Origin of the sequence: Cupriavidus lacunae, assembly GCF_003353055.1 — a bacterium.
GTDB lineage: Bacteria > Pseudomonadota > Gammaproteobacteria > Burkholderiales > Burkholderiaceae > Cupriavidus > Cupriavidus lacunae.
The window spans coordinates 1-20,971 of record NZ_QKWJ01000070.1; the positions used below are offsets into that span (position 1 = coordinate 1).

A 20,971-nucleotide genomic window follows, 5' to 3' on the forward strand; every position below is an offset into this window, starting at 1 on the left:
CGCTGATCGGGCTGTGTTCGATAAAGCGTTCCACCACTGCGTCCAGTACCACGCCACTGACTCCGTCTTCGGTTCGAGGACACGGAGCTTGCCCTATTCTTCATCACCTTGAAAGGGGTGGCTGTAAGGGCCCATCATGGCCACGCGCCGCCCCGATCCCTTCATCGAACACCTGCTCGAGCTGATGGGGCCCCTGGCGGCGCGCATCGGTCCCGTTTCCGCCAGGCGGATGTTCGGTGGCCATGGCCTGTTCTATGACGGGCTGATGTTCGCGCTGGTGTCAGGCGGCACCTGCTACCTGAAGGCGGATGACGCCACGCGTGGCAAGTTCGAGGCCGAGGGCAGCGAGCCCTTCCGCTATCAGTCCGCGAAGCGCGAGGTCACCATGCGCCACTACCTGAGCCTGCCGCCGGCGGCGCTGGAATCGCCCAGCGCGATGACGCCCTGGGCGAAGCTGGCGGTGGAGGCGGCGCTGCGGCTGGGGAATGCGGGCTGAGGCCGCTTTCCGCTGTCGCGCCAATCCGCCGACGGTGCCATACTCGGCACCATGGTCACCGCCACTTTCCGCTTCTACGAGGAACTGAATGACTTCCTCGCGCCGGACCAGCGCCGGCGTGACCTGTCCTGCGCCTGCGCACGCGCCGCCACGGTCAAGCACATGATCGAGGCACTGGGTGTGCCCCATACCGAAGTCGAACTGATCCTGGTCAATGGCGAGTCGTCCGGCTTCGAGCAGCAGGTGCGCGATGGTGACCGGGTCTCGGTCTATCCCAAGTTCGAACGGCTCGACGTGTCCCCGCTGCTGCGGGTACGCGAGCAGCCGCTGCGGGTGGTGCACTTTGTCGCCGACGCCCACCTGGGCGGGCTGGCGCACCTGCTGCGCATGACCGGCTTCGACACCCTCTACGACAACCATTTCGAAGACAGCGAGATTGAGCGCATTGCGGTCGATGAGGGCCGCATCGTGCTGACGCGTGACCGCGAGCTGCTCAAGCGCCGCGGCATCACCCACGGCTGCTATGTGCGTGCGATCAAGTCGCAACTGCAGGTGCGTGAGATCTTTGCGCGGCTCGACCTGGCGCGCAGCGCGCGGCCGTTTTCGCTATGCCTGGACTGCAATGCGCCGCTGCATGCGCTGGATGCGGCCAGCGCGGCCGGGCGCGTGCCCGAGGGGGTGCTAGAGCGCCATCGCAGTTTTGTCACCTGCGACCAGTGCCGGCGCGTATTCTGGGAGGGCTCGCACTGGCGCTGCATGCGTGCGCTGGTGGATGAGCTGGTGCAGGCGGCGCCGGGTTAAAACGCGCCGGACTCCGTGACGATCCACGCCATCGCGATGTCGTGCGCTTGCGCCTGCAACGGTACGCGGCAGGCCTCGTAGCCAATCCCGATCGCCAGCGGCCGCGGCGCCAGGGCCGCCAGCGTGCGGTCGTAGAAGCCGCCGCCGTAGCCCAGGCGGAACTTGTCCGGGCTGAAACCGACACAGGGTATGAGCAGCGCATCGGGCGTCGCGGCGTCGGTGCCGTCGGGCACCGGGATGCCGTAGTGGCCGGTGGCCATGGGCGTGTCCGGGGTCCACAGGTGGAAATCCAGCGGCGCGCCCGGGCGGCTGACCGCGGGCAGCGCGGCCTGCCGCCCGGGCTCTGCGGCAAGCCACTGCGCCACCGCGCCGCGCGCGTCGAATTCCTGCTGGATCGGCCAGTAGAAGCCCAGGCAGCGCACGGCCAGGCCGGCCAGCAATTCGGACAGCGAGGCGGCGATGCGCGCGTCGGCGTCGGCACGTGAGGGCAGGGCGGCGCGCTGTGCCAGCAGCTGCGTGCGCAGCGCGCGGCGGTCGTTGTCGGCAGGGGCGGGCGGTGCGGTGGCGGGTATGGAAGACATGGCGTGGGATAATGACCCTCGTCCGAACCAACACGGACGGCGGAGCCGCGGCTGGGCACAGGTTGCAAGCGCCAGCGCCGCCGTCATCGACAAGGAAGAAGAATGCTGAAGGGAGTATATCTGCAGCGTGCCGGCCGGGCCGCCTGGATGGCGCTGGCATGTGCAGTGCTTGTCACGCCCGTCCACGCGCAGAAGCGCCCGCAGGCGGTGTCGCGCCCGCAGGCGGCGGTGATCCCGAGCGATCCAGACGAGGCCTTCGCCGCATTGCGCGAAGCCGCGCGCAAGAACGACGTGGAGCGTGCCAACGCGATCTCGGCCACGCTGGTGGATTACCCGGTGCCGTCCTATGTCGAGTACTTCCGCATCAAGCCGCAGCTGTTCGACGCCAGCGGCCTGGCGCGCATCGACGCGCCCGACGACCAGGTGCGCGCGTTCCTGCAGCGCTACAAGGGCGATGCCATTGCCGACCGCATGCGCAATGACTGGCTGCTGGTGCTGGGCAAGAAGCGCGACTGGGCCAATTTCGATGTCGAATACCCGCAGTTCGCGCTCAAGGACGATACCCAGGTCGAGTGCTATGCGCTGCTGTCGCGCGCGCTCAAGGGCCAGAACGTCGCCGCCGATGCGCGCAATGCGCTGAGCGACCCCAGGTACTACGGCGAAGGCTGCGTCGACCTGATCGGCTACCTGGCGCAAAGCCAGCAGATCCAGCGCAGCGACGTTGCCTTCCAGGCGCGCCTGGCGCTGGAGCAGAACTACCTCACGCTGGCCGGCAAGATCGCCGCGCTGCTGCCCGACGCGCGCGTGGACGGCGATACGCTTGCCACCGTCGTCAAGGTGGCGCGCAACGACCCGTCGCAGGCGGCGGCCTACCTCAGCACGGCCCAGGGCGCGCTGTCGCGCGACGAGCAGGGCGCGGCCTGGGGCGTGATCGGCCAGTTCGCGGCCAAGAAGCTGCTGCCCGAGGCGGCCGGCTACTACCGCCGCCAGATGGACCTGGGCGGCAACCAGTGGCTGTCCGACGACACCCAGGAATGGCGCGTGCGCGCCGCGCTGCGCCAGGGCGACTGGAAGCAGGTGCGCCAGGCGGTGGAGCTGATGCGCCCCGAGCTACGCGCCAAGGATCCGGCCTGGATCTACTGGTATGGCCGCGCGCTCAAGGTCGACGGCCGCGACACCGAGGCCCAGCAGAACTTCCAGCAGATTGCCGGCCAGTTCAATTTCTATGGCCAGCTGGCCAGCGAGGAACTGGGCAACCGCATCACGCTGCCGGCACGCACCACCGTCAGCGACGCCGAAGCCATGGCCATGCGTTCGCGCCCCGGTTTTCAGCGGGCACAGAAGTTCTATGCCATGAACCTGCGCTTCGAGGGCAACCGCGAGTGGAACTGGGAACTGCGCAATATGAGCGACCGCGAGCTGCTGGCCGCGGCCGAATATGCGCGCCGCCTGGAACTGCTGGACCGCACCGTCAACTCTGCCGACCGCACCCGCAACGAGCATGACTTCACGCTGCGCTTCCTGATGCCGTACCGTGACATCATGCAGCGCGCCACCGACGATGTCGGCCTGGACATGGCGTGGGTGTACGGCCTGATCCGCCAGGAATCGCGCTTTCTCATGAATGCGCGTTCGTCGGCCGGGGCCCATGGCCTGATGCAGGTGATGCCGGCCACGGCCAAGTATGTGGCGCGCAAGATCGGCATGGCAGACTTTTCGCCGTCGATGATGGGCGATCCCAATATCAACATCCTGCTCGGCACCAACTACCTGAGCATGGTGCTGACCGACCTGGACAGCTCGTGGATGCTGGCCTCGGCGGCCTACAACGCGGGCCCGGGCCGGCCCAAGGCCTGGCGCAGCACACTGTCGCGGCCGGTGGAGGGCGCGATCTTTGCAGAGACCATTCCGTTCAATGAAACGCGCGGCTATGTGAAGAATGTGCTTTCCAACGCTACGTACTATGCTGCATTGGTGAGTGGCCGGCCGCAGTCGCTGAAATCGCGCCTGGGCATGGTCGCGCCGTCGGCGGTGACCACCACCAGCCTGCCCTGAAATCGCCCCTTCCAGAGGGGGCAAGACGGGCCCTGCCGGCATCATCCGGCGGGCCCGGGCTGGCGCGAGGTGCCGTGACGTGCAGTTTTCGTGGCACGGAGGCATCATGCAGACCAGCAACGTCCTCGTTATCGGTGGCGCCGGCTTTATCGGCAGCCATCTCGTCTCGCGCCTGGCCGGGGCCGCCTCGGCCTCGGGCGCGCCGCTGGAACCCGGCGCCAATCCCGATTCCCCGATTGCCCCTGAGCGCATCGTGGTCGGCACCCGCAGTGTCGAGCATGCGCAGCACCTGCTGTTGCTGCCGCGCGTCGAGGTGGTGGAGCTGGGCCTCGCCGACAATGCCGCCCTTGACGACGCCATCGGCTCGCTCGGCGTTGACGGCATTGTCGTCAACCTGGTGGGCGTGCTGCACGGCGAGCGCGCCGATCCCTATGGCGAAGCCTTTGCCAGCGCGCATGTGGAACTGGTGCGGCAGATCGCGGCGTCGTGCCTGTCCACCGGTGTGCGCCGGCTGTTGCATATGAGCGCGCTCGGCGCCGACAGCAACGGGCCGTCGATGTACCTGCGCAGCAAGGGCGACGGCGAGCGCATCGTGCGCGCCAGCGGTCTGGACTGGACTATTTTCCGGCCCTCGGTGGTGTTCGGCCCCGACGATCACTTCCTGAACCTGTTCGCCCACATGCAACTGATGGCGCCGGTGGTGCCGCTGGCGTGCGCGCATGCGCGCTTCCAGCCGGTATTCGTGCAGGATGTGGTGCAGGCCTATCTGAATGCCATGGTGAATCCGGCCACGATCGGCCACGGCTATGAACTGGGCGGCCCGCAGGTCTATACGCTGGAGGAACTGGTGCGCTTTGCCGGCCGCGCCTCCGGCCATCCGCGCCCGGTGATCGCGCTGCCCGATGCGCTGGCCCGGGTGCAGGCCAGCATCATGGAGCATATGCCGGGCCAACCGCTGCTGTCGCGCGACAACCTGGACTCGATGCGGCTCGACAATGTGCTGGAACACCCGGTTGCACCCGAACTGAACCTGCATCCGGCCAGCCTGGAGTCAGTCATGATCGACGCGCTGGCCGGGCGCAACCGCGATACCACGCTGACCCATATGCGCGCGAGCGTGCACCGCTGACGCGCCGGCGGCCCGTGCGCCCTATGTGACCGGATTTCATATCCATTGCTAGCGCAATTCACTTTGACGCGGGCGGACGCGCTGGCAGAATGACCAGTCCGGCACGCGGCCGTCACACCGGCTTGCCAGCCTGCAGGCCGCAGGCGCCGCGCCTGCGCCGCCCCCCCCGTTTCCTCCCCCAAGGACCCACGATGAAGCTCGTCATCGGCAACAAGAACTATTCCTCCTGGTCGCTGCGCCCGTGGCTGCTGCTGCGCCAGGCCGGCATCGATTTCGAAGAAGTGCAGGTGCGCCTGTTCACCGGCAGCTTTGTCGCCGAGATCGCGCGCTATTCCCCCGCGGGCAAGGTGCCGGTGCTGGTCGACGGCGAGGTCACGGTGTGGGATTCGCTGGCCATTTCCGAGTACGTGGCCGAGCGCTTTCCGGAAAAGCACCTGTGGCCGGCCGATCCCGCCCAGCGCGCGGTGGCGCGCGCCGTCTGCGCCGAAATGCATGCGGGCTTCGGCAACCTGCGCAACCAGTTGCCGATGAACGTGACCGCGGTGCTGCCGGGGCGCGGCTGGAACGTGGCCGTGCAGCGCGACGTGGAGCGCATCGCCGCGATCTGGGACGGGCTGCGCAAGCAGCATGGCGCGCGCGGGCCGTTTCTGTTCGGCGAGTTCACCGTGGCCGACGCGTTCTTTGCGCCGGTAGTAAGCCGCTTTGCCACCTACGGGATTCACCTGCCGGACGATGCCGAAGAGGCCAAGGCTTATGCCGACTTCGTGCTGGCGCTGCCGGCCATGCAGGAATGGATTGCCGGCGCGCGCGAGGAACGCGACTTCCTGGCCGACGACGAGCCGTACCGGCTGGTCCCCGACCGTCCCGATGCGATAATCGTCAACCACTAGCAATACCGCCGGCCCGGGAACCCTCCCGGCCGGCCCATGACGAGGCCAGAACGATGCAGGTGTATGCCGTCGGCGGCGCAATCCGCGACGAATTGCTGGGCAAGCCCAGCCAGGACCGCGACTACGTAGTCGTCGGCGCGACCCCGCACGAGATGGAAGCGGCGGGCTATCGCCCGGTCGGCAAGGACTTCCCGGTCTTCCTGCATCCTGAGACCCATGAGGAATACGCGCTCGCGCGCACCGAGCGCAAGACCGCAATGGGCTACAAGGGCTTTGCCTTCTACTGCGAGCCCGATGTCACGCTCGAAGACGACCTGGTCCGGCGCGACCTGACCATCAATGCGATGGCGCGCGCGGTCGACGCCGACGGCAATCTGGCCGGCCCCGTGATCGATCCGCACGGCGGCCAGCGCGACCTGCAGGCCCGGCTGTTCCGCCATGTTTCCGACGCGTTTGCTGAAGACCCGGTGCGCATCCTGCGGCTGGCGCGCTTTGCCGCGCGCTTCCACGATTTCAACGTCGCCGCCGAAACCATGCGGCTGATGCGCGAAATGGTCACCGCCGGGGAAGTCGACGCGCTGGTGCCCGAACGCGTGTGGCAGGAGCTGGCGCGCGGGCTGATGGAGGCGCGCCCGTCGCGCATGTTCGAGGTGCTGCGCGACTGCGGCGCGCTGGCGCGGCTGCTGCCCGAGCTGGACCGGCTGTGGGGCGTGCCGCAGCGTGCCGACTATCACCCCGAGGTTGATACCGGCGTGCACGTGATGATGGTGATCGACTGCGCCGCTGCACTGGGCGCACCGCTGCCGGTGCGTTTTGCGGCGCTGGTGCATGACCTCGGCAAGGGCACCACGCCCGAGGACGTGCTGCCGCGCCACATCGGCCATGAGTTGCGCAGCGTCAAGCTGCTTGAGGCCGTCTGCGCGCGCCTGCGCGTGCCCAACGACTGCCGCGACCTGGCCGTGGTGGTGGCGCGCGAGCACGGCAATATCCACCGCTCGCTGGAATTCAGCGCGGCCGCGGTGATGCGGCTGCTGGAGCGCTGCGATGCGCTGCGCAAGCCGGCCCGCTTTGCCGAAGCGCTGCAGGCCTGCGAGGCCGACCTGCGCGGGCGCAAAGGCTTTGAAGCGAACGAGTACCCCCAGGCGGCGCGCTTGCTGGCTGCGCTGGACGCAGCGGCGGCCATCGACGCCGGCGCGATTGCGCGCGCATGCGCCGACGATGTCAGCCAGATCCGCGACCGCATTCATGCGGCGCGCGTGGCGGCGGTGGTGCAGCGGCTCGGGTGCTAGCGAACTAGCGATAAACCAGCACCGGAATCGCCGTATGCGTCAGCACCTTGTGCGTTTCGCTGCCGATCAGCAGCGCCTGCACGCCGCGCCGCCCGTGTGAGGCCATCACGATCAGGTCGCATTGCCGGCTTTCGGCCGCGTCGATGATGGCCTGGAAGATGTGGTCGCCGGTGACGCAGGCGGTATCGCAGCTCACGCCAGCCGCGGCGGCGTCCTGCGCAATCGTCGACAGGTAGGCCTCGGCCTGCCGGTAGGCTTCCTGCATATAGCGCTCCCGGGTTTCGCGCAGCATGGCGGTCTGCAGGCGCATCACGTCATAGTGCGCAACGACCTGGACCGCGGTGATGCTGGCCTGCAGCGGCTGGGCCAGCGCGATGGCTTTGCGATACGCCGTATCGGACAGGGGCGAGCCGTCGACCGCCACGAGCAGATGCTTGAACATTTTGGTCTCCTTGCAAGCTGGTGCCCGACCGCTGGTGTCGCTCAGGCACCGAGAAACAGCCGGCCGACCTCCGGGTCCCGGCTCAGTTCGCCACCGGTGCCGGCCATGGCCAGCTGCCCGGCCACCAGGACATAGCCGAGATCGGCGAATGCCAGCCCTTTGCGGGCGTTCTGCTCGACCAGGATGATGGTCTTGCCCTCCTCTTGCTGCAGTTGGCGCAGGAGTTCGAACACCATGTCGACATAGCGCGGCTGCAGCCCGATCGAGGGCTCATCCACCAGCAGCACGGCGGGATCCATCATCAGCGCGCGCGAGATTTCCAGCAGCCTGCGCTCCCCGCCGGAGAGCACGCTGGCGCGCTGGCCGCGCCGTTGTGCGAGCGCGCCATGGCGCTGGAAGATGCGCTCGGCGGCGGCCGCGGCGTCTCGCGGGTGCCGCATCAGGTACCCGCCCATCAGCAGGTTTTCTTCGACCGTCATGTCGGCGAAGAGCGAACCCTCCTGCAGCACATAGGCCATGCCTGCCTGCCGCAGCTTCTGCTCGGCGCGCAGGTGGGTGACCGGCGCGCCGGCCACGGTGATGGTCCCCGACATGACTCGCGCGAGGCCGTAGATGGCGCGCAACACGGTGGACTTGCCCGCGCCGTTCGGGCCGATCAGGCACAGCGAACCGCCGCGCGCCACGCGCAGGCTGAAGCCGTGCAGGATCTCCATGCCGCCATAGCCGGCGACCAGGTTGTCCACGGCGACCATCGGCGTGCCGCCAGCCAGTTGCGCGAGTTGCGCCACGGTTGGCCGGGGGCGCGAGAGCGCCGCGGCGAGCGTGGCGGCAGGCGCGCTGGCAAGCGGCCGGGCCAGGGTGTGGGCAGTGCGCACGGCGATCACGGCTGTCCTCCCAGGTAGGCCTCGATCACGGCGCGGTCGGCAGTGATCTGTGCCGGCGATCCCTGCGCCAGCACCTCGCCATGCGCCAGGCAATAGACGTGATCGGCCAACTGCATCATGACCCGCATATTGTGTTCGATCACCAGCAGCGCAATGCCGAGCCGCGTGTTGATGTCCCTGAGCAGGGCGACCAGGCTGTCGATCATCACCGGGTTCACGCCAGCGGTCGGCTCGTCGAGCAGCAGCAGCCTGGGCTCGTTCATCAGGGCCATGGCGATCTCGAGCAGTTTCTGCTGCCCGAACGACAGGTCCGCGCCGCGCTGGTCCGCGCAGTCCTGCAGCCCGGCCGTGCGCAGGATCTGCCGGGCCCGTGCTGTCACCGCCGGTGCCTGCTGCGCGCACATGGCGGCGAGCCCTTCATGCACATGGGGCACGCTGACCAGCAGGTTTTGCAGGCAGCTCATCTTGCCGAACACCCGCGTCTGCTGGAAGGTGCGCACCAGGCCCAGGCGCGCGATCGCGGGAACGCGCAGCCGCGAGATCTCGCGCCCGTCGAACGCGATCGATCCGCCGTCGATCGGGTGGTAGCCGACGATCGAATTGAACAGGGTCGTCTTGCCCGAGCCGTTCGGCCCGATCAGGCCCACGATGCCGCCGTGCGGCACCTGCAGCGAGATCTCATGATTGGCGACGACGCCGCCGAAGCGCTTGGTGACGCCGCGTACCGCAAGCAGGTCGGTCATGGCGCGGCACTCCCCGTCAGGCGGCGGCGCTTTGCGCTGGTCTCATGCAGCCAGCCCATGATGCCGGTCGGGAACAGCACCACGATCAGCACGATCAGCATGCCCAGCGCAACGCGCTGCCAGTTCAGCAGGTAAGTCCAGAACAGCTCCTGGGTGAGGTGGAACAGCGCGGCGCCGATCACCGGCCCCCACAGCGTGCCCTTGCCGCCCAGGATTGCCATCACCACCATCCACACGCCGAAGGTGGCGCTGGCAAAGGCCAGCTCGCGCGGATCGATGAAGCCCACCAGGTTGCCCGTCAGGGCGCCCGCCATGCCGAGGAAGACGGCGCAGACGCACCAGGCCAGGATCTTGTCGCGCGTGGTGTGCAGGCCAAGCGCCTCGGCCTTGTCCTCGTCGTCGCGGATGGCATTGAGCGCCAGGCCGAACGGGCGCGCATAGAGCCAGCGCAGCGTCAGCAGGGTAGCCACGGCCAGTACCAGCATCGCGTAGTAGAAGAACGGCTCGCGGCTGCCGGCCGCGCCCGGGAACAGCGGCAGCGTCATGCCCGACCCCGCGCCGATGAAATCCCAGCCGGCGGCGGCATCGGCGAAGGCGATGCCCAGGCCCAGCGTGCCGATGGCGAAATAGTGCCCGCGCAAGCCCAGCATGGCCGGGCCCAGCGCCAGCGCCGCCGCCACAGCCGCCAGCGCCGCCAGGCCGGTACCCGCCGCCAGGCCGGCGAAGTAGCCCAGCCCGAAGTCGCGCTGCGCCACCGCGCAGACATAGGCGCCCACGCCGAAGAACACGATGTTGCCGAAGGAGTTGTAGCCCATCTGCCCGCCCGTCACGTCCCACGTCAGCGCGAACAGCACCATCAGCCAGAGAAAGGTCAGTTGCGTGGTGACGCCGGCGAACAGCCACGGCGCTGTCAGCGCGGCCACGCTGCCCGCAAGCAGCGCCAGCCGGGCAGCCGTGGCGGCCGGGGTGACCCGGGTGAGCGGGACATCCGATTCGGGCCGGCGCGCGCCGCGCAGGTGCGGGTTCATCGCAGGTAGCCTCGCCGCCGGCGCAGCATCAGGTTGCGGCTCACCAGGATCGCCACCAGCAGGGCGTAGAGGAAGGCGGTCTGGTATTCGGTGCCGAGCAGGAAGCCGGCGTAGTTCTCGGCAATGCCCAGCCCGCCCCCGGCGCCGAGCACCGGCAGCATGCTGCCCAGCCCGGCCACCACCACGATCATGAAGGCGCGCACGGTATAGGGCAGGCCCAGGTAGGGGTGGATGATCCAGGTCATTGCCACCAGCCCGCCGGCCGCGCCGCAGATGGCGGCATTGAGGGCGAAGGTCGCGGCGTAGATGCGATCCGCGTCCACCCCCAGCACACGGGCGGCGCGCGCGTTCTGGGCGGTAGCCCGGATCGCCTGGCCGCGGCGGGAGTGCCTGAGGAACAGCATCAGGCCGGCGCCCAGCGCCAGGGCCGCGGCGAATGCCGCCAGCTTGATCTTCGGCACCACCAGTGCGCCCGGCAGGAACAGGCTGCCCAGCCCCGCGTCGAGCGTGCGCACATTGGCGCCGAAGGCCAGGTTGGCGAGCTGCTGCAGCACGATGCTCAGGCCGAAGGTGGCCAGCACCGAGACAAAGAGATCGCGCTCGACGAGCCGGAAGATGACGATGCGATAGAGTCCCCAGCCCACGCAGTACATTACCGCCGCGGCGACCGGCACGGCCAGCAGCGGGGGCACGCCCTTGCCGGCCAGCCAGATCACGATATAGCCGCCCAGCATCACCAGCTCGCCCTGGGCGACGTTGATGAGGTTCATCACGCCCCATACCAGCGCCATGCCGTAGGCGGCCAGCGCGAAGATCGCGCCGGCCAGCAGGCCGTCCACCACGAGCTGCAGGTTCAGCTCAGGACTCTGGACGAGGACCGCGAGATTGGTCATCTGCGTCAGGCCGCGCAGCAGCCCCCTATTTGCGCCGCGCCCAGGCAGGTGCCGGATAGATGACCTTCGACGACGCCCACTTGCCCGGCGCGACCACCTTGAACTTGCCGTCCTGTACCTGGTACAGCACCATCGACTTGGCGATGTTCTTGCCGCTCTGGTCGAATTTGAGCGGGCCGTAGAACGTCATCAGGTCGGTGGCGGCAAGCGCCTCGCGGACCTTTTCCGTATCGAACGAGCCGGCGCGCTCGAAGGCGTCGGCGAAGGCCAGCACCGCGGCGCTGGATTCGGCCGCCTGGTATGGTGCCTCGTAGTGATACTCCTGCTCGAAGCGCTGCGCGTACTGGTCGGCCGTGCCGAACCAGCGGTCCTTGTAGCTCAGCGAGCGGTCCCATTGCGAGCCGCACACCGCGAATTCCGCGCTCTTGCCGAACTTCTCGATGATCTGCGCGGAGTCGCAGTGGGTCAGGGCCAGCATCGGTACGTCAATGCGCATCTCCGCCACCTGCCGCACTGCCAGCGCCGCGCCCTTTTCATGGCCGGATACCACCAGGATGTCTGGCTTGAGCGCCTTCACCTTGGCCAGTGTGACCGACATGTCGTTCAGCTCGGGCGGCAGCTTGTCGTCGATCACCACCTGCATGCCAAGGCGTTTCGCATCCTCTTCGACGCCGTCGCGCACGTCCTGCGAGAAGTTGTCGTTCTCGATGACGATGGCCACCCTGAGGCTCTTCGGCGGCTTGCCTGCCCGCTGCGCTTCCTCGGCGGCAAGGTTGATGGCGGCGCGCAGGTAGTAGTCGGAGGTATTGAGCACCGCGAACATATAGCGGTAGCCCTGCGTGAACAGGTTGCGGTCCGCCCCGTTGCCCTCGACCATCGGGATCCGGTACTTCTCGGTGACCGGGGCGATCGCCTTGGTGAGCCCGGAGCTGTAGGGCCCCAGCACGAACTTCACGCCGTCCTGGCTGATCAGCCGCTCGGCCAGCTGCGCGCCGCGGGCCGAGGTGGATTCGTCGTCGTAGAAGATGATCTTCAGCTGGTAGGCCTTGCCACCGACCTTGACGCCGCCCGTCTCGTTGATGCGCTTTGCGGCAAGCGTGTAGCCGTCCTGGGTGTTCTTGCCGTTGGTGGCGTATTTGCCGGAGAGCGAGACCGCTGCGCCGAGCACGATGGCGTCGCCCTCCACCCTGGCGGCGGCGGGGACTGACAGCGCCAGTCCCAGGCCGGCGAGGGCGCAGAAGGCGGCATCGCGTATCCGGGTAACGGACCCGGACCTGGCACCGGCCGGAAAGCTGCGTGCGGATGCGGTTTTCATATCACCTCCTCACTGTTTCCAGCTTAGGTCTCATTTCTGAAAGAGGAAGGGACGGCATGTCACGATTCCATCACTTTATGACATGTGTCGGGATTTCCTATTCATGAAATGAAGCCTACCCTTAAGAACAGGGTAGCTGGCTACCTGAACCGGGGTGGGAGCCGACCGCTTTCTCGTACAAGGAGATAGCCATGGCCAAGGCAGCGCATCCAGGTGGCATCGATACGGCCGTCGCCACCAGCACCTATGCGGATACCAACACCGCTGACACCAACACCGCTGACACCAACACCGCTGACACCAACACCGCTGACACCAACACCGGCAGGCGCAGGTTCATCCGGACCACCGGCGCCGTCGGGCTTGCGGCTGGCCTCGGACCCTTCCTGATCCCCAGGCACGCCCACGCGGCAAAGCACACCCTCAAGATCCTGCAGTGGAACCACTTCGTGCCGGGCTACGACAAGTGGTTCGACGACACCTATGTGAAGCAGTGGGGCCAGAAGAATGACACCGAGGTGGTGGTCGACCACGTTGGCATTCCCGCGCTGGCCACGCGTGCCGCCGCCGAAGTGTCCGCGCAGAAAGGGCATGACCTGTTCATGTTCCTGTCGCCGGCGCCGGTCTACGAGGAGCAGGTGATCGACCATCGCGAGCTCTACGAGGAATGCCAGCGCAAGCATGGCAAGCCGGTCGAGCTGGCGATCCGGAGCACGTATAACCCAAAGACGAAGAAGTACTTCGGCTTCTCGGACAGCTTCGTGCCGGACCCGATCAACTACCGCAAGGACCTCTGGGACGACGTCGGCATGAAGCCGCCGGACACCTGGCTGGACGTGCTGGCCGCTGGCCGCAAGATCAAGGCCAGGCACGGCATCCCGGTCGGCATCGGGCTGTCCGCGGAACTGGACACTGCAATGGCGATGCGCACGATCCTCTATGCCTTCGGCGGATCGGTTCAGGATGAGCGGCACACGGTGGTGCTGAACTCGAAGAACACCCTGGAAGCGGTGAAGTTCGTCAAGGCGCTATACCAGGACACCATGACGCCGGAAGTGCTGGCATGGGACCCGTCGTCCAACAACCGCGCCATGCTGGCGGGCAAGATCTCGCTGTGCCTGAACGCAATTTCCATCACCCGCGAGGCCGAGAACAAGAACCTGCCGATCGCGCGGGATATCTGGCTCACGCAGGCCCTGCAGGGGCCGGTGCGGCGCATCGCGCTGGAGCACGTGATGGATTGCTACGTGATCTGGAAATTCGCCGAGAACATCGCCGGCGCGAAGAAGTTCCTGGTGGACTATATCGACAACTTCCGGCAGGGCTTCCTGGGCAGCGAGTTCTACAACTTTCCCTGCTTCCTCAGCACCGTGCCCGACTTGCAGAAGCTGATCGCCGACGACCAGAAGGCCATGCCGCGCGACAAGTACAAGGTGCTCGGCGCGCTGATGAACCAGGCGACCAATGTCGGCTACCCCGGCTACGCCAATGCGGCCATCGACGAGATCTTCAATACCTGGGTCCTGAACACCATGTTCGCCAAGGCCGCTACGGGCGACGAGACGCCGGAGGACGCGGTCCGTCTTGCCGATGCCGCGTGCAAGCGCATTTTCGCCAAGTGGCGCGACAAGGGCATGGTGTAGCGCGCGGCTCGGTATGTGACTGGACATGGCTTCCGTAGAGGTTCGCTCGCTCAGCAAGCATTTCGATGGCGTCAACGCGGTGGACAATGTCGACCTTGGCGCCCGCGACGCCGAGTTCCTGGTCCTGCTGGGGCCGTCCGGCTCCGGCAAGACCACGCTGCTGCGCCTGATTGCCGGGCTCGAGGCGCCCAGCCGCGGCGATATCCTGGTCGATGGCCGCGTCGTCACGGCGCTGCCGCCCAGGCTGCGCAACATGGCGATGGTGTTCCAGAGCTACGCCCTGTACCCGCACCTCAATGTGTTCGACAACATCGCCTTCCCGCTGCGGGCCAGGCATATGTCGCGCGAGGAGGTCGGGCGCAAGGTGGACTGGGCCGCGCAATTGTTCGGCATCGCCCCTTTGCTGCAGCGCAAGCCGCGCCAGCTGTCCGGCGGCGAGCGCCAGCGGGTGGCGCTGGCGCGCGCGGTGGTGCGCGAACCGGTGGCGTTCCTGCTCGACGAGCCCTTGTCCAATCTGGACGCCAAGCTCCGGACCTCGGCGCGCGACGAGCTGCAGCGGTTCCAGCGCCGCCTTGCCATCACCACCATCTACGTCACCCATGACCAGATCGAGGCGCTGGGCCTGGGCGATCGCATTGCCATCCTCGACCACGGCAGGATCCACCAGACCGGCACGCCGCAGCAGGTCTATGAGCAGCCCGCCAATCTCTTCGTCGCCACCTTTATCGGCTCGCCGCCGATGAACCTGATCGAGGCCGACGGGGTCGTGACCGGCTTCCGGCCCGAGCATTTGCTGCCGCGCGAAGCCTATCCCGCGGAGGAGGCGCTGCGCGCCTTTGCCGTGGACGTGACGCGCATCGAGAACCTGGGCTCGGACCGCCTGGTGTATGGCAGGCTGGAAGCGCCGCTGCCGCCGGCCAGCGTGGTCTCGCGCATTCCGTGCACGGTGACGGTCCCGATCGAGGCCGGCACCGGCCACCGCTTCGTCGTGCGCGAGCGCGACCTGCGCCGCTTCGATGCGAAATCCGGCGCCAGCCTGGGAGCCGCGCCGTGAAGCCGCTGTACATCGCCACCGGACAGCCGGCGGCGGATCTGGCGTTGCAGCCCGCGCAGCGCCTGACCGACGACGACCGCTGGCTTGGCCGCGCCATGCTTGCCCCGGCGGTGATCTACATCGCCTTGCTGGTCGGCTTTCCGTTCCTGCTGTCGGTCTACTACAGCCTCTCGGATGCCACGGTGGGCAGCCAGGTGCTGCACTTCGTCGGCCTGGAGAACTTCCGGCGCGTGCTGGAAAGCAACACGTTCTGGCGTTCGCTGCGCAACGCGCTGGTCTTCACGCTGGTGTCGCAGGCGCTGGTGGTGGTGCTGGCCAAGATGCTGGCGATGGCTCTGTACCTGGACTTCCGCGGCAAATGGCTGGTGCGCCTGCTGATTCTGCTGCCGTGGGTGGCACCGATCTCGCTCGGCACCATCGGCTGGCTGTGGATCTTCGATCCGGTCTACAGCATCATCAACTGGACCCTGGCCGCGGCCGGCGTGCTGGGGCCGCACGACTGGCCGGTATGGCTCGGCCAGCCGGAGCTGGCGATGATGTCGGTCATCATGGTGGACGTCTGGCGCCTGCTGCCGCTGGCCACGGTGATCATCCTCGCCGGCCTGAGCGGCATTCCGCAGGACATCCACGACGCCGCCGCCATGGATGGCGCCGGCTTCTGGCGGCACCTGTTCCTGATCAACATTCCGCTGGTGATGCCCATCATGCTGGTGGCGCTGCTGTTCGGCATCGTGTTCACCTTCACCGACATGATCATCATCTACGTGCTGACCCGGGGCGGGCCGTACGACACCACCCAGGTGCTGGCCAGCCTGGCCTTTTTCACCGGCATCCAGGGCGGCGACCTGGCGGAAGGGGCGGCCATCTCGCTGTTCCTGTTCCCGGTGCTGGTCGCGGTCGTGATCGTGCTGCTGACCGTGGCGCGCCGCGCCGAGGTGACCTGAAATGGGTCCCGCAGCCATCGCGTGGCGACGTTGGGGGGCGCGCGGCGCCCATTTTGGCGTCCTTGCCGCGTTTGCGGCGTTCTGCGCGTTCCCCTTCTACTGGATGCTGATCACGACCTTCAAGGATGTGCATGACCTGATCAACACCGCCAACAACCCGTTCCTGTTCAACCTGCCGCCCACGCTGGAGAACCTGCGGATATTGTTCGGCGAGACCCGCTATCTGCGCTGGGTGCTCAATACCCTGGTGGTGGCCGTCGGTGTGGTGCTGATCACGCTGCTCCTGGCCGTGCCCGCAGGTTACAGCCTGGCCCGGCTGTCGGGCCGCTGGGGCCGGCAGTGGGCCATCGGCATCTTCCTGACCTACCTGATACCGCCGACTATCCTGTTCATCCCGTTCTCGCGCATCATCGGCGCGCTGGGCCTGCAGGATTCGCTGTGGTCGCTGGTGCTGGTGTATCCGAGCTTCACGGTGCCGTTCTGCAGCTGGCTGATGATGGGGTTCTTCAAGGCGGTGCCGCGCGACATCGAAGAAGCCGCGATGATGGACGGCCTGAGCCGCTTCGGCGCGTTCCTGAAGGTGGTGGTGCCGCTGTCGTCAAGCGGCATACTGACCGTGGTCATCTTCAGCGCCACGCTGGCGATGCAGGAATTCGTCTATGCGCTGACCTTTATCACCAGCTCGTCGCAGTACACGGTGAGCGTCGGCGTGCCGACGTTCCTGGTGCGGGGCGATGTCTATTTCTGGGGGTCCCTGATGGGTGCCTGCCTGATCGTCAGCGTGCCGGTGGCTGCGCTCTACAACAGTTTCCTTGACCGCTTTGTCGCGGGCTTTACCGTCGGTGCGATCAAGTGATTCCGTGGACTAAAGCAGCTTGCCGATCACCAGGGCAACCATCGACAGCAGGATCGTCGAAGCAAACGGCAGTACGAACTCGCGCCCGAACAGCCGGAAGCGCACATCCCCCGGCAGGCGTCCCAGCCCGATCTTCTGCAGCCACGGCAACGCCGCGGACAGCACGATCACGCTGAAGAAGATGGTGAAGGTCCAGCGCAGCATGGCCGGCCTACAGCGCGTGGCAGCGGTCGCCGCGGGCGAAGCCTGCCAGCGGCTCGTTGTCGTCCAGCCCGCGCGTCAGGGCGATGACCTTGAACAGTTCGCCCATTTCCGCTTCGGACAGCAGCTTCTGCACCGCATTGGCCTGCGGCAGGAAGGCGCCTGCGTCGGACGGATCCAGTTCCATCAGCAGCTCGGTGATGCCCGCGTTCATCAGGAAGCGCGCCTGCGAGGCGAAGCCCGCCACGGTCAGCCCCGCATCCACCGCGGCATGCGCGATGCCGCTGAAATTCACGTGGGCGGTGATGTCCTGCAGGCCGGGGTACAGGAACGGGTCCGGGTGCGCATGATGGCGGTAGTGGCACATCAGCGTGCCGCCGGCGCGTTGCGGATGGTAGTACTCGCTCGCCGGAAAGCCGTAGTCGATAAAGAAGGCCGCGCCGCGCGCCAGCATGGCGCCGATGGCGCGCGCGAAGCCCTCGGCCTCGGCATGGGTCTCGGTGACGAGGTCATGGTCGCCGGGGATGGCGCACAGCGCCTCGGGCACGTCGGCATCGGCCAGTGGGCGGTCCTCGAAGCGGAAGGCGGGCTCGCCGACATGGCTGCGCACCACGCCGCGCTCATGCCAGCGGCCGCCGCTGCGCGCATAGAGCTGCACCGGCATCGCATCCAGCACCTCATTGCCGACGATCACGCCGTCAAAGGTGGCAGGCAGCGTATCGAGCCAGGTGACCCGCTGCGCCAGGTGCGGCGCGCGTTGCGCCAGCGTGGCCTGCTGGCGCGCGCGCAGCTCGCCCGACAGCTCGACGATGGCGTACGTTTGCGGCAACTGGCCTTCCTGCTCCAGCCCCAGCAGCAGGTCCGCCGCCAGCCGGCCGGTGCCGGCGCCGAATTCCAGCAGGCGCGGCAATCCCTGCGCCAGCAGCGGCGCGAACTGGCGCGCCAGCGTGCGGGCGAAAAAGGGGCTCAGTTCCGGGGCGGTGATGAAGTCGCTGCCGTCGCGGGCATCGCGCCCGAACTTGGCCGAACCGCCGCTGTAATAGCCCAGGCCCGGCGCGTACAGCGCCATGGCCATATAGCGGTCAAAGCCGATCCAGCCGCCGGCCGCATCGATGGATTCGCCAATACGGGCCGTAAGGGTATCGGAAGCGGCCTGCGCGTCGGCGGGCGGAAGGGGTAAACTAGCGGCTTTCTGCATCCTGCAATTGTAGCAATGCCCGCATCCAATACCCGTGCCAGCCAGACCAGTGATCAAACCGGCGGCCAGCGCGCCACCGCCCGCGGCGTGGCGCTCGTGACCGGCGGCGCGCGCCGCCTGGGCCGCGCCATCGCGCTGGAACTGGCGGCGCAGGGCTGGGACGTGGCCGTGCATTGCCATCGCTCGGTGGACGAGGCCGAGGCCCTGGCCACGCAGATCCGCGCGCTGGGCCGCCGCGCCGCGGTGCTGCGCGCCGACCTGGCCGACGAGGCCGCCGCCGGCCGCCTGGTGGCGGACTGCACCGCTGCGCTGGGCGTGCCCACCTGTCTGGTCAACAACGCCTCGCTGTTCCAGTACGACGTGGCGACCAGCTTCTCGTATGCGTCGCTGGATACGCATATGCGTACCAATGTCGCCGCGCCGCTGCTGCTGGCGCGCGAGCTGCACAAGGCCCTGGCGGCCGCTGCCGGCGACGACAAGGCCGCCGAGCCGCGCGGCGTGGTGATCAACCTGCTGGACCAGAAGCTCGACAACCTGAACCCGGACTTCCTGTCGTACACGCTGTCCAAGGCCGCGCTGCAGACCGCCACGGTGCAGCTGGCCCAGGCGCTGGCGCCGCGCCTGCGCGTGGTGGGCGTGGCCCCGGGCATCACGCTGGTGTCGGGCGAGCAGTCCGAGCAGAGCTTCCGCCGCGCGCATCGCGTGACGCCGCTGGGCCAGTCGTCCACGCCCGAGGACATCGCCCAGGCGGTGGCCTACCTGGCGCAGGCGCGCGCCGTGACCGGCACCACGCTGTACGTGGACGGCGGCCAGCACCTGATGCCGCTGGCGCGCGACGTGATGTTCCTGACCGAGTAAGCTGGAAGCCAGCAACCGAATACCGTAGTCCCTGATGTGCCGCGCCCGCCGGGCGCGGCTTCCTTTTTCCCTTCTGCAGCCCGCTCATGACCATGCTCGCCGCCCTTTCCCACCCCAGCCTGCAAGACTGCCGACGCATGTTCCTGCGCAACTATGAAGTGCAGATCAATATCGGTGTGCACGAATTCGAAAAGAAGGGCGAGCAGCGGGTGCTGATCAATATCGACCTGTTCGTACCGCTGGCGCAGAGCACCCCGCAGGCCGACAAGCTCGACGAAGTGGTCGACTACGACTTCATGCGCAACACCGTGGCCGAGCGCATGGCGCAGGGCCACGTGCACCTGCAGGAAACGCTGTGCGACGACGTGGCGCGCGCCATGCTCAAGCACCCCAAGGTGCGCGCCGTGCGCGTATCGACCGAGAAGCCCGACGTGTACCCGGATTGCGATTCTGTCGGCGTCGAGGTATTCCATATCAAGCAGGCCTGAACTGCGGCTGCCTGCTTGTCTGCAGCTTGCGGACGCCTAAAGTAAAATGTTGCCCCTTCGCGCCGCGCCGGCCATTCCATCCGGCGGGCGCCACGCAACAGGATGCTCCATGAGCCACTCGAACAACTTCTACCGCCTCGAGACGAGGCTGCAATCGCAAACCGGCAAGGCCATCGGCGACTTCGGCATGATCGAGGATGGCGACACCGTGCTGGTCTGCATGAGTGGCGGCAAGGACTCGTACACCATGCTGTCGGTCCTGATGGCGCTGCAGAAGCGCGCCCCGATCCAGTTCAAGCTGATCGCGATGAACCTGGACCAGAAGCAGCCTGGCTTCCCCGAGCACATCCTGCCCGAGTACCTGAAGTCGGTCGGCGTGGAATATGTGATCGTCGAGGCGGATACCTACTCGATCGTCAAAGAGAAGGTGCCCGAGGGCAAGACCACCTGCTCCCTGTGCTCGCGCCTGCGCCGCGGCGTGATCTACCGCACCGCCAAGGAGCTGGGCGCCAACAAGATCGCGTTGGGCCACCACCGCGACGACATCGTCCAGACCTTCTTCCTGAACATGTTCTTCGGCGGCAAGATGAAGGCGATGCCGCCCAAGCTGTCGACCGACGACGGCCAGCACATCGTGATCCGGCCGCTGGCGTACTGCTCGGAGAAGGACATCGCGTCGTACGCGCGCGCGATGGAATTCCCGATCATCCCGTGCAACCTGTGCGGCTCGCAGGAAAACCTGCAGCGCAAGAAGGTCAGCGAGATGCTGCAGGACTGGGAGCGCCAGAACCCGGGCCGCATCGACAATATCTTTGCGGCGCTGCGCAACGTGGTGCCGTCGCACTTGGCCGATACCGACCTGTTCCCGTTCACCGGGCTGGCCACTGGCCTGGCCAAGGTGGACGAGGCGTCACTGTTCGGCGAAACGACCTTCCAGCAGCAGCCGCTGACGTTCGCCGGCAGCGTGGAAGAGAACCGGATGGAGTTCGTGCGCTTCGAGCGCCCGCCCGCGGCCGCTGCTGTGCCGGCGGCGGAGCAGGCCGGCACGCAGTAAGGCTGCCGGCAGCGCAAGCCCGCTGGCGGTTTGCTCTCTCTCCCGCTTGCGGGAGAGGGGCTGGGGGAGAGGGCAGGCACAGGCATACCGACAGGCTTCACTTCGTCGAAACGCCGGCCCGCTCCCCAA

General features: G+C 67.3%; 22 protein-coding genes. 13 read left to right on the top strand and 9 right to left on the bottom strand.

Annotation, left to right across the window (positions count from 1 at the left end):
• Positions 1-136: 136 nt before the first annotated feature.
• The gene (locus tag DN412_RS32870; protein WP_115215402.1) at positions 137-496 is read left to right on the top strand and encodes a TfoX/Sxy family protein; all 360 of its coding nucleotides are present in this window, start codon (positions 137-139) and stop codon (positions 494-496) included.
• Between the two features lie 51 nt (positions 497-547).
• Positions 548-1,297, top strand: coding sequence for a Mut7-C RNAse domain-containing protein (locus DN412_RS32875; protein WP_115215403.1), 750 nt, complete (start codon positions 548-550; stop codon positions 1,295-1,297).
• On the opposite strand, the gene DN412_RS32880 is transcribed toward DN412_RS32875, so the two are convergent.
• Positions 1,294-1,878, bottom strand: a complete 585-nt coding sequence (locus tag DN412_RS32880) for a 5-formyltetrahydrofolate cyclo-ligase (RefSeq protein ID WP_115215404.1) — start codon at positions 1,876-1,878, stop codon at positions 1,294-1,296. The genes DN412_RS32875 and DN412_RS32880 overlap by 4 nt on opposite strands.
• 102 nt (positions 1,879-1,980) lie before the next feature.
• Between DN412_RS32880 and DN412_RS32885 the strand changes: the two genes are divergently transcribed.
• The 4 genes from DN412_RS32885 (at position 1,981) to DN412_RS32900 (ending at position 7,241) form a co-directional block, all read left to right on the top strand.
• Positions 1,981-3,933, top strand: coding sequence for a lytic transglycosylase domain-containing protein (locus DN412_RS32885; protein WP_115215405.1), 1,953 nt, complete (start codon positions 1,981-1,983; stop codon positions 3,931-3,933).
• Positions 3,934-4,039: 106 nt separating this feature from the next.
• Positions 4,040-5,062, top strand: coding sequence for a complex I NDUFA9 subunit family protein (locus tag DN412_RS32890; protein WP_115215406.1), 1,023 nt, complete (start codon positions 4,040-4,042; stop codon positions 5,060-5,062).
• Positions 5,063-5,253: 191 nt separating this feature from the next.
• Positions 5,254-5,952, top strand: a complete 699-nt coding sequence (locus tag DN412_RS32895; protein WP_115215407.1) for a glutathione S-transferase family protein — start codon at positions 5,254-5,256, stop codon at positions 5,950-5,952.
• Positions 5,953-6,005: 53 nt separating this feature from the next.
• On the top strand, positions 6,006-7,241 hold the full coding sequence (locus DN412_RS32900; RefSeq protein WP_115215408.1) for a multifunctional CCA addition/repair protein: 1,236 nt from the start codon (positions 6,006-6,008) through the stop codon (positions 7,239-7,241).
• A gap of 4 nt (positions 7,242-7,245) precedes the next feature.
• Here the strand turns inward: DN412_RS32900 and DN412_RS32905 are convergent, their stop codons facing one another.
• From DN412_RS32905 to DN412_RS32930, 6 genes are read right to left on the bottom strand one after another with little or no spacing between them, the layout of a single operon-like run.
• On the bottom strand, positions 7,246-7,683 hold the full coding sequence (locus DN412_RS32905) for a universal stress protein (RefSeq protein WP_078194910.1): 438 nt from the start codon (positions 7,681-7,683) through the stop codon (positions 7,246-7,248).
• A 41-nt stretch (positions 7,684-7,724) separates the two neighbouring features.
• Entirely contained in the window at positions 7,725-8,567 is an 843-nt protein-coding gene (locus DN412_RS32910; protein WP_244222880.1) for an ABC transporter ATP-binding protein, read from the bottom strand.
• Complete coding sequence (locus tag DN412_RS32915; RefSeq protein ID WP_115215409.1) at positions 8,564-9,310, bottom strand: ABC transporter ATP-binding protein; 747 nt, start codon at positions 9,308-9,310, stop codon at positions 8,564-8,566. The genes DN412_RS32910 and DN412_RS32915 overlap by 4 nt, the downstream gene beginning before the upstream one ends.
• Entirely contained in the window at positions 9,307-10,338 is a 1,032-nt protein-coding gene (locus tag DN412_RS32920; RefSeq protein ID WP_208647703.1) for a branched-chain amino acid ABC transporter permease, read from the bottom strand. The genes DN412_RS32915 and DN412_RS32920 overlap by 4 nt, the downstream gene beginning before the upstream one ends.
• Positions 10,335-11,231, bottom strand: coding sequence for a branched-chain amino acid ABC transporter permease (locus DN412_RS32925; RefSeq protein WP_115215410.1), 897 nt, complete (start codon positions 11,229-11,231; stop codon positions 10,335-10,337). Before DN412_RS32925 ends, DN412_RS32920 begins: the two co-directional genes overlap by 4 nt.
• Positions 11,232-11,256: 25 nt before the next feature.
• Positions 11,257-12,546, bottom strand: coding sequence for an amino acid ABC transporter substrate-binding protein (locus tag DN412_RS32930; RefSeq protein WP_115215411.1), 1,290 nt, complete (start codon positions 12,544-12,546; stop codon positions 11,257-11,259).
• A gap of 191 nt (positions 12,547-12,737) precedes the next feature.
• Between DN412_RS32930 and DN412_RS32935 the strand changes: the two genes are divergently transcribed.
• The 4 genes from DN412_RS32935 to DN412_RS32950 are packed head-to-tail and all read left to right on the top strand — an operon-like array spanning position 12,738 to position 17,043.
• Positions 12,738-14,189, top strand: coding sequence for an ABC transporter substrate-binding protein (locus DN412_RS32935; protein WP_115215412.1), 1,452 nt, complete (start codon positions 12,738-12,740; stop codon positions 14,187-14,189).
• A gap of 25 nt (positions 14,190-14,214) precedes the next feature.
• Positions 14,215-15,243 (top strand): ABC transporter ATP-binding protein, encoded by a 1,029-nt coding sequence (locus DN412_RS32940; RefSeq protein WP_115215413.1) that lies wholly within the window; start codon positions 14,215-14,217, stop codon positions 15,241-15,243.
• Positions 15,240-16,187 carry a carbohydrate ABC transporter permease gene (locus DN412_RS32945; RefSeq protein ID WP_244222881.1) on the top strand — a complete coding sequence of 316 codons (948 nt, stop codon included), beginning with the start codon at positions 15,240-15,242 and terminating at the stop codon, positions 16,185-16,187. Before DN412_RS32940 ends, DN412_RS32945 begins: the two co-directional genes overlap by 4 nt.
• A 1-nt stretch (position 16,188) precedes the next feature.
• A complete protein-coding gene (locus DN412_RS32950) occupies positions 16,189-17,043 on the top strand; it encodes a carbohydrate ABC transporter permease (RefSeq protein ID WP_115215414.1) in 855 nt (284 codons plus the stop codon).
• Between the two features lie 9 nt (positions 17,044-17,052).
• Here the strand turns inward: DN412_RS32950 and DN412_RS32955 are convergent, their stop codons facing one another.
• Together DN412_RS32955 and DN412_RS32960 are read right to left on the bottom strand one after the other, a co-directional pair.
• Positions 17,053-17,247, bottom strand: a complete 195-nt coding sequence (locus tag DN412_RS32955) for a DUF2905 domain-containing protein (RefSeq protein ID WP_078194922.1) — start codon at positions 17,245-17,247, stop codon at positions 17,053-17,055.
• Positions 17,248-17,254: 7 nt separating this feature from the next.
• A complete protein-coding gene (locus DN412_RS32960) occupies positions 17,255-18,442 on the bottom strand; it encodes a class I SAM-dependent methyltransferase (RefSeq protein WP_115215415.1) in 1,188 nt (395 codons plus the stop codon).
• Between the two features lie 15 nt (positions 18,443-18,457).
• On the opposite strand from DN412_RS32960, the gene DN412_RS32965 reads away from it, so the two are divergent.
• From DN412_RS32965 to ttcA, 3 genes are all read left to right on the top strand, one after another.
• Positions 18,458-19,300 carry an SDR family oxidoreductase gene (locus DN412_RS32965; RefSeq protein ID WP_115215416.1) on the top strand — a complete coding sequence of 281 codons (843 nt, stop codon included), beginning with the start codon at positions 18,458-18,460 and terminating at the stop codon, positions 19,298-19,300.
• Positions 19,301-19,386: 86 nt separating this feature from the next.
• On the top strand, positions 19,387-19,788 hold the full coding sequence (locus DN412_RS32970; protein ID WP_011614433.1) for a dihydroneopterin aldolase: 402 nt from the start codon (positions 19,387-19,389) through the stop codon (positions 19,786-19,788).
• 109 nt (positions 19,789-19,897) lie between these two features.
• The gene (gene ttcA / locus DN412_RS32975) at positions 19,898-20,842 is read left to right on the top strand and encodes a tRNA 2-thiocytidine(32) synthetase TtcA (protein ID WP_115215417.1); all 945 of its coding nucleotides are present in this window, start codon (positions 19,898-19,900) and stop codon (positions 20,840-20,842) included.
• Positions 20,843-20,971: the final 129 nt, after the last annotated feature.

Excerpts from the sequence above, each read along its gene's own strand:
- DN412_RS32870 (WP_115215402.1), top strand. The coding sequence starts at position 137 with ATGGCCACGCGCCGCCCCGATCCCTTCATCGAACACCTGCTCGAGCTG.
- DN412_RS32875 (WP_115215403.1), top strand. The coding sequence starts at position 548 with ATGGTCACCGCCACTTTCCGCTTCTACGAGGAACTGAATGACTTCCTC.
- DN412_RS32880 (WP_115215404.1), bottom strand. The coding sequence starts at position 1,878 with ATGTCTTCCATACCCGCCACCGCACCGCCCGCCCCTGCCGACAACGAC.
- DN412_RS32885 (WP_115215405.1), top strand. The coding sequence starts at position 1,981 with ATGCTGAAGGGAGTATATCTGCAGCGTGCCGGCCGGGCCGCCTGGATG.
- DN412_RS32890 (WP_115215406.1), top strand. The coding sequence starts at position 4,040 with ATGCAGACCAGCAACGTCCTCGTTATCGGTGGCGCCGGCTTTATCGGC.
- DN412_RS32895 (WP_115215407.1), top strand. The coding sequence starts at position 5,254 with ATGAAGCTCGTCATCGGCAACAAGAACTATTCCTCCTGGTCGCTGCGC.
- DN412_RS32900 (WP_115215408.1), top strand. The coding sequence starts at position 6,006 with ATGCAGGTGTATGCCGTCGGCGGCGCAATCCGCGACGAATTGCTGGGC.
- DN412_RS32905 (WP_078194910.1), bottom strand. The coding sequence starts at position 7,683 with ATGTTCAAGCATCTGCTCGTGGCGGTCGACGGCTCGCCCCTGTCCGAT.
- DN412_RS32915 (WP_115215409.1), bottom strand. The coding sequence starts at position 9,310 with ATGACCGACCTGCTTGCGGTACGCGGCGTCACCAAGCGCTTCGGCGGC.
- DN412_RS32920 (WP_208647703.1), bottom strand. The coding sequence starts at position 10,338 with ATGAACCCGCACCTGCGCGGCGCGCGCCGGCCCGAATCGGATGTCCCG.
- DN412_RS32925 (WP_115215410.1), bottom strand. The coding sequence starts at position 11,231 with ATGACCAATCTCGCGGTCCTCGTCCAGAGTCCTGAGCTGAACCTGCAG.
- DN412_RS32930 (WP_115215411.1), bottom strand. The coding sequence starts at position 12,546 with ATGAAAACCGCATCCGCACGCAGCTTTCCGGCCGGTGCCAGGTCCGGG.
- DN412_RS32935 (WP_115215412.1), top strand. The coding sequence starts at position 12,738 with ATGGCCAAGGCAGCGCATCCAGGTGGCATCGATACGGCCGTCGCCACC.
- DN412_RS32940 (WP_115215413.1), top strand. The coding sequence starts at position 14,215 with ATGGCTTCCGTAGAGGTTCGCTCGCTCAGCAAGCATTTCGATGGCGTC.
- DN412_RS32950 (WP_115215414.1), top strand. The coding sequence starts at position 16,189 with ATGGGTCCCGCAGCCATCGCGTGGCGACGTTGGGGGGCGCGCGGCGCC.
- DN412_RS32955 (WP_078194922.1), bottom strand. The coding sequence starts at position 17,247 with ATGCTGCGCTGGACCTTCACCATCTTCTTCAGCGTGATCGTGCTGTCC.
- DN412_RS32960 (WP_115215415.1), bottom strand. The coding sequence starts at position 18,442 with ATGCAGAAAGCCGCTAGTTTACCCCTTCCGCCCGCCGACGCGCAGGCC.
- DN412_RS32965 (WP_115215416.1), top strand. The coding sequence starts at position 18,458 with ATGCCCGCATCCAATACCCGTGCCAGCCAGACCAGTGATCAAACCGGC.
- DN412_RS32970 (WP_011614433.1), top strand. The coding sequence starts at position 19,387 with ATGACCATGCTCGCCGCCCTTTCCCACCCCAGCCTGCAAGACTGCCGA.
- ttcA (WP_115215417.1), top strand. The coding sequence starts at position 19,898 with ATGAGCCACTCGAACAACTTCTACCGCCTCGAGACGAGGCTGCAATCG.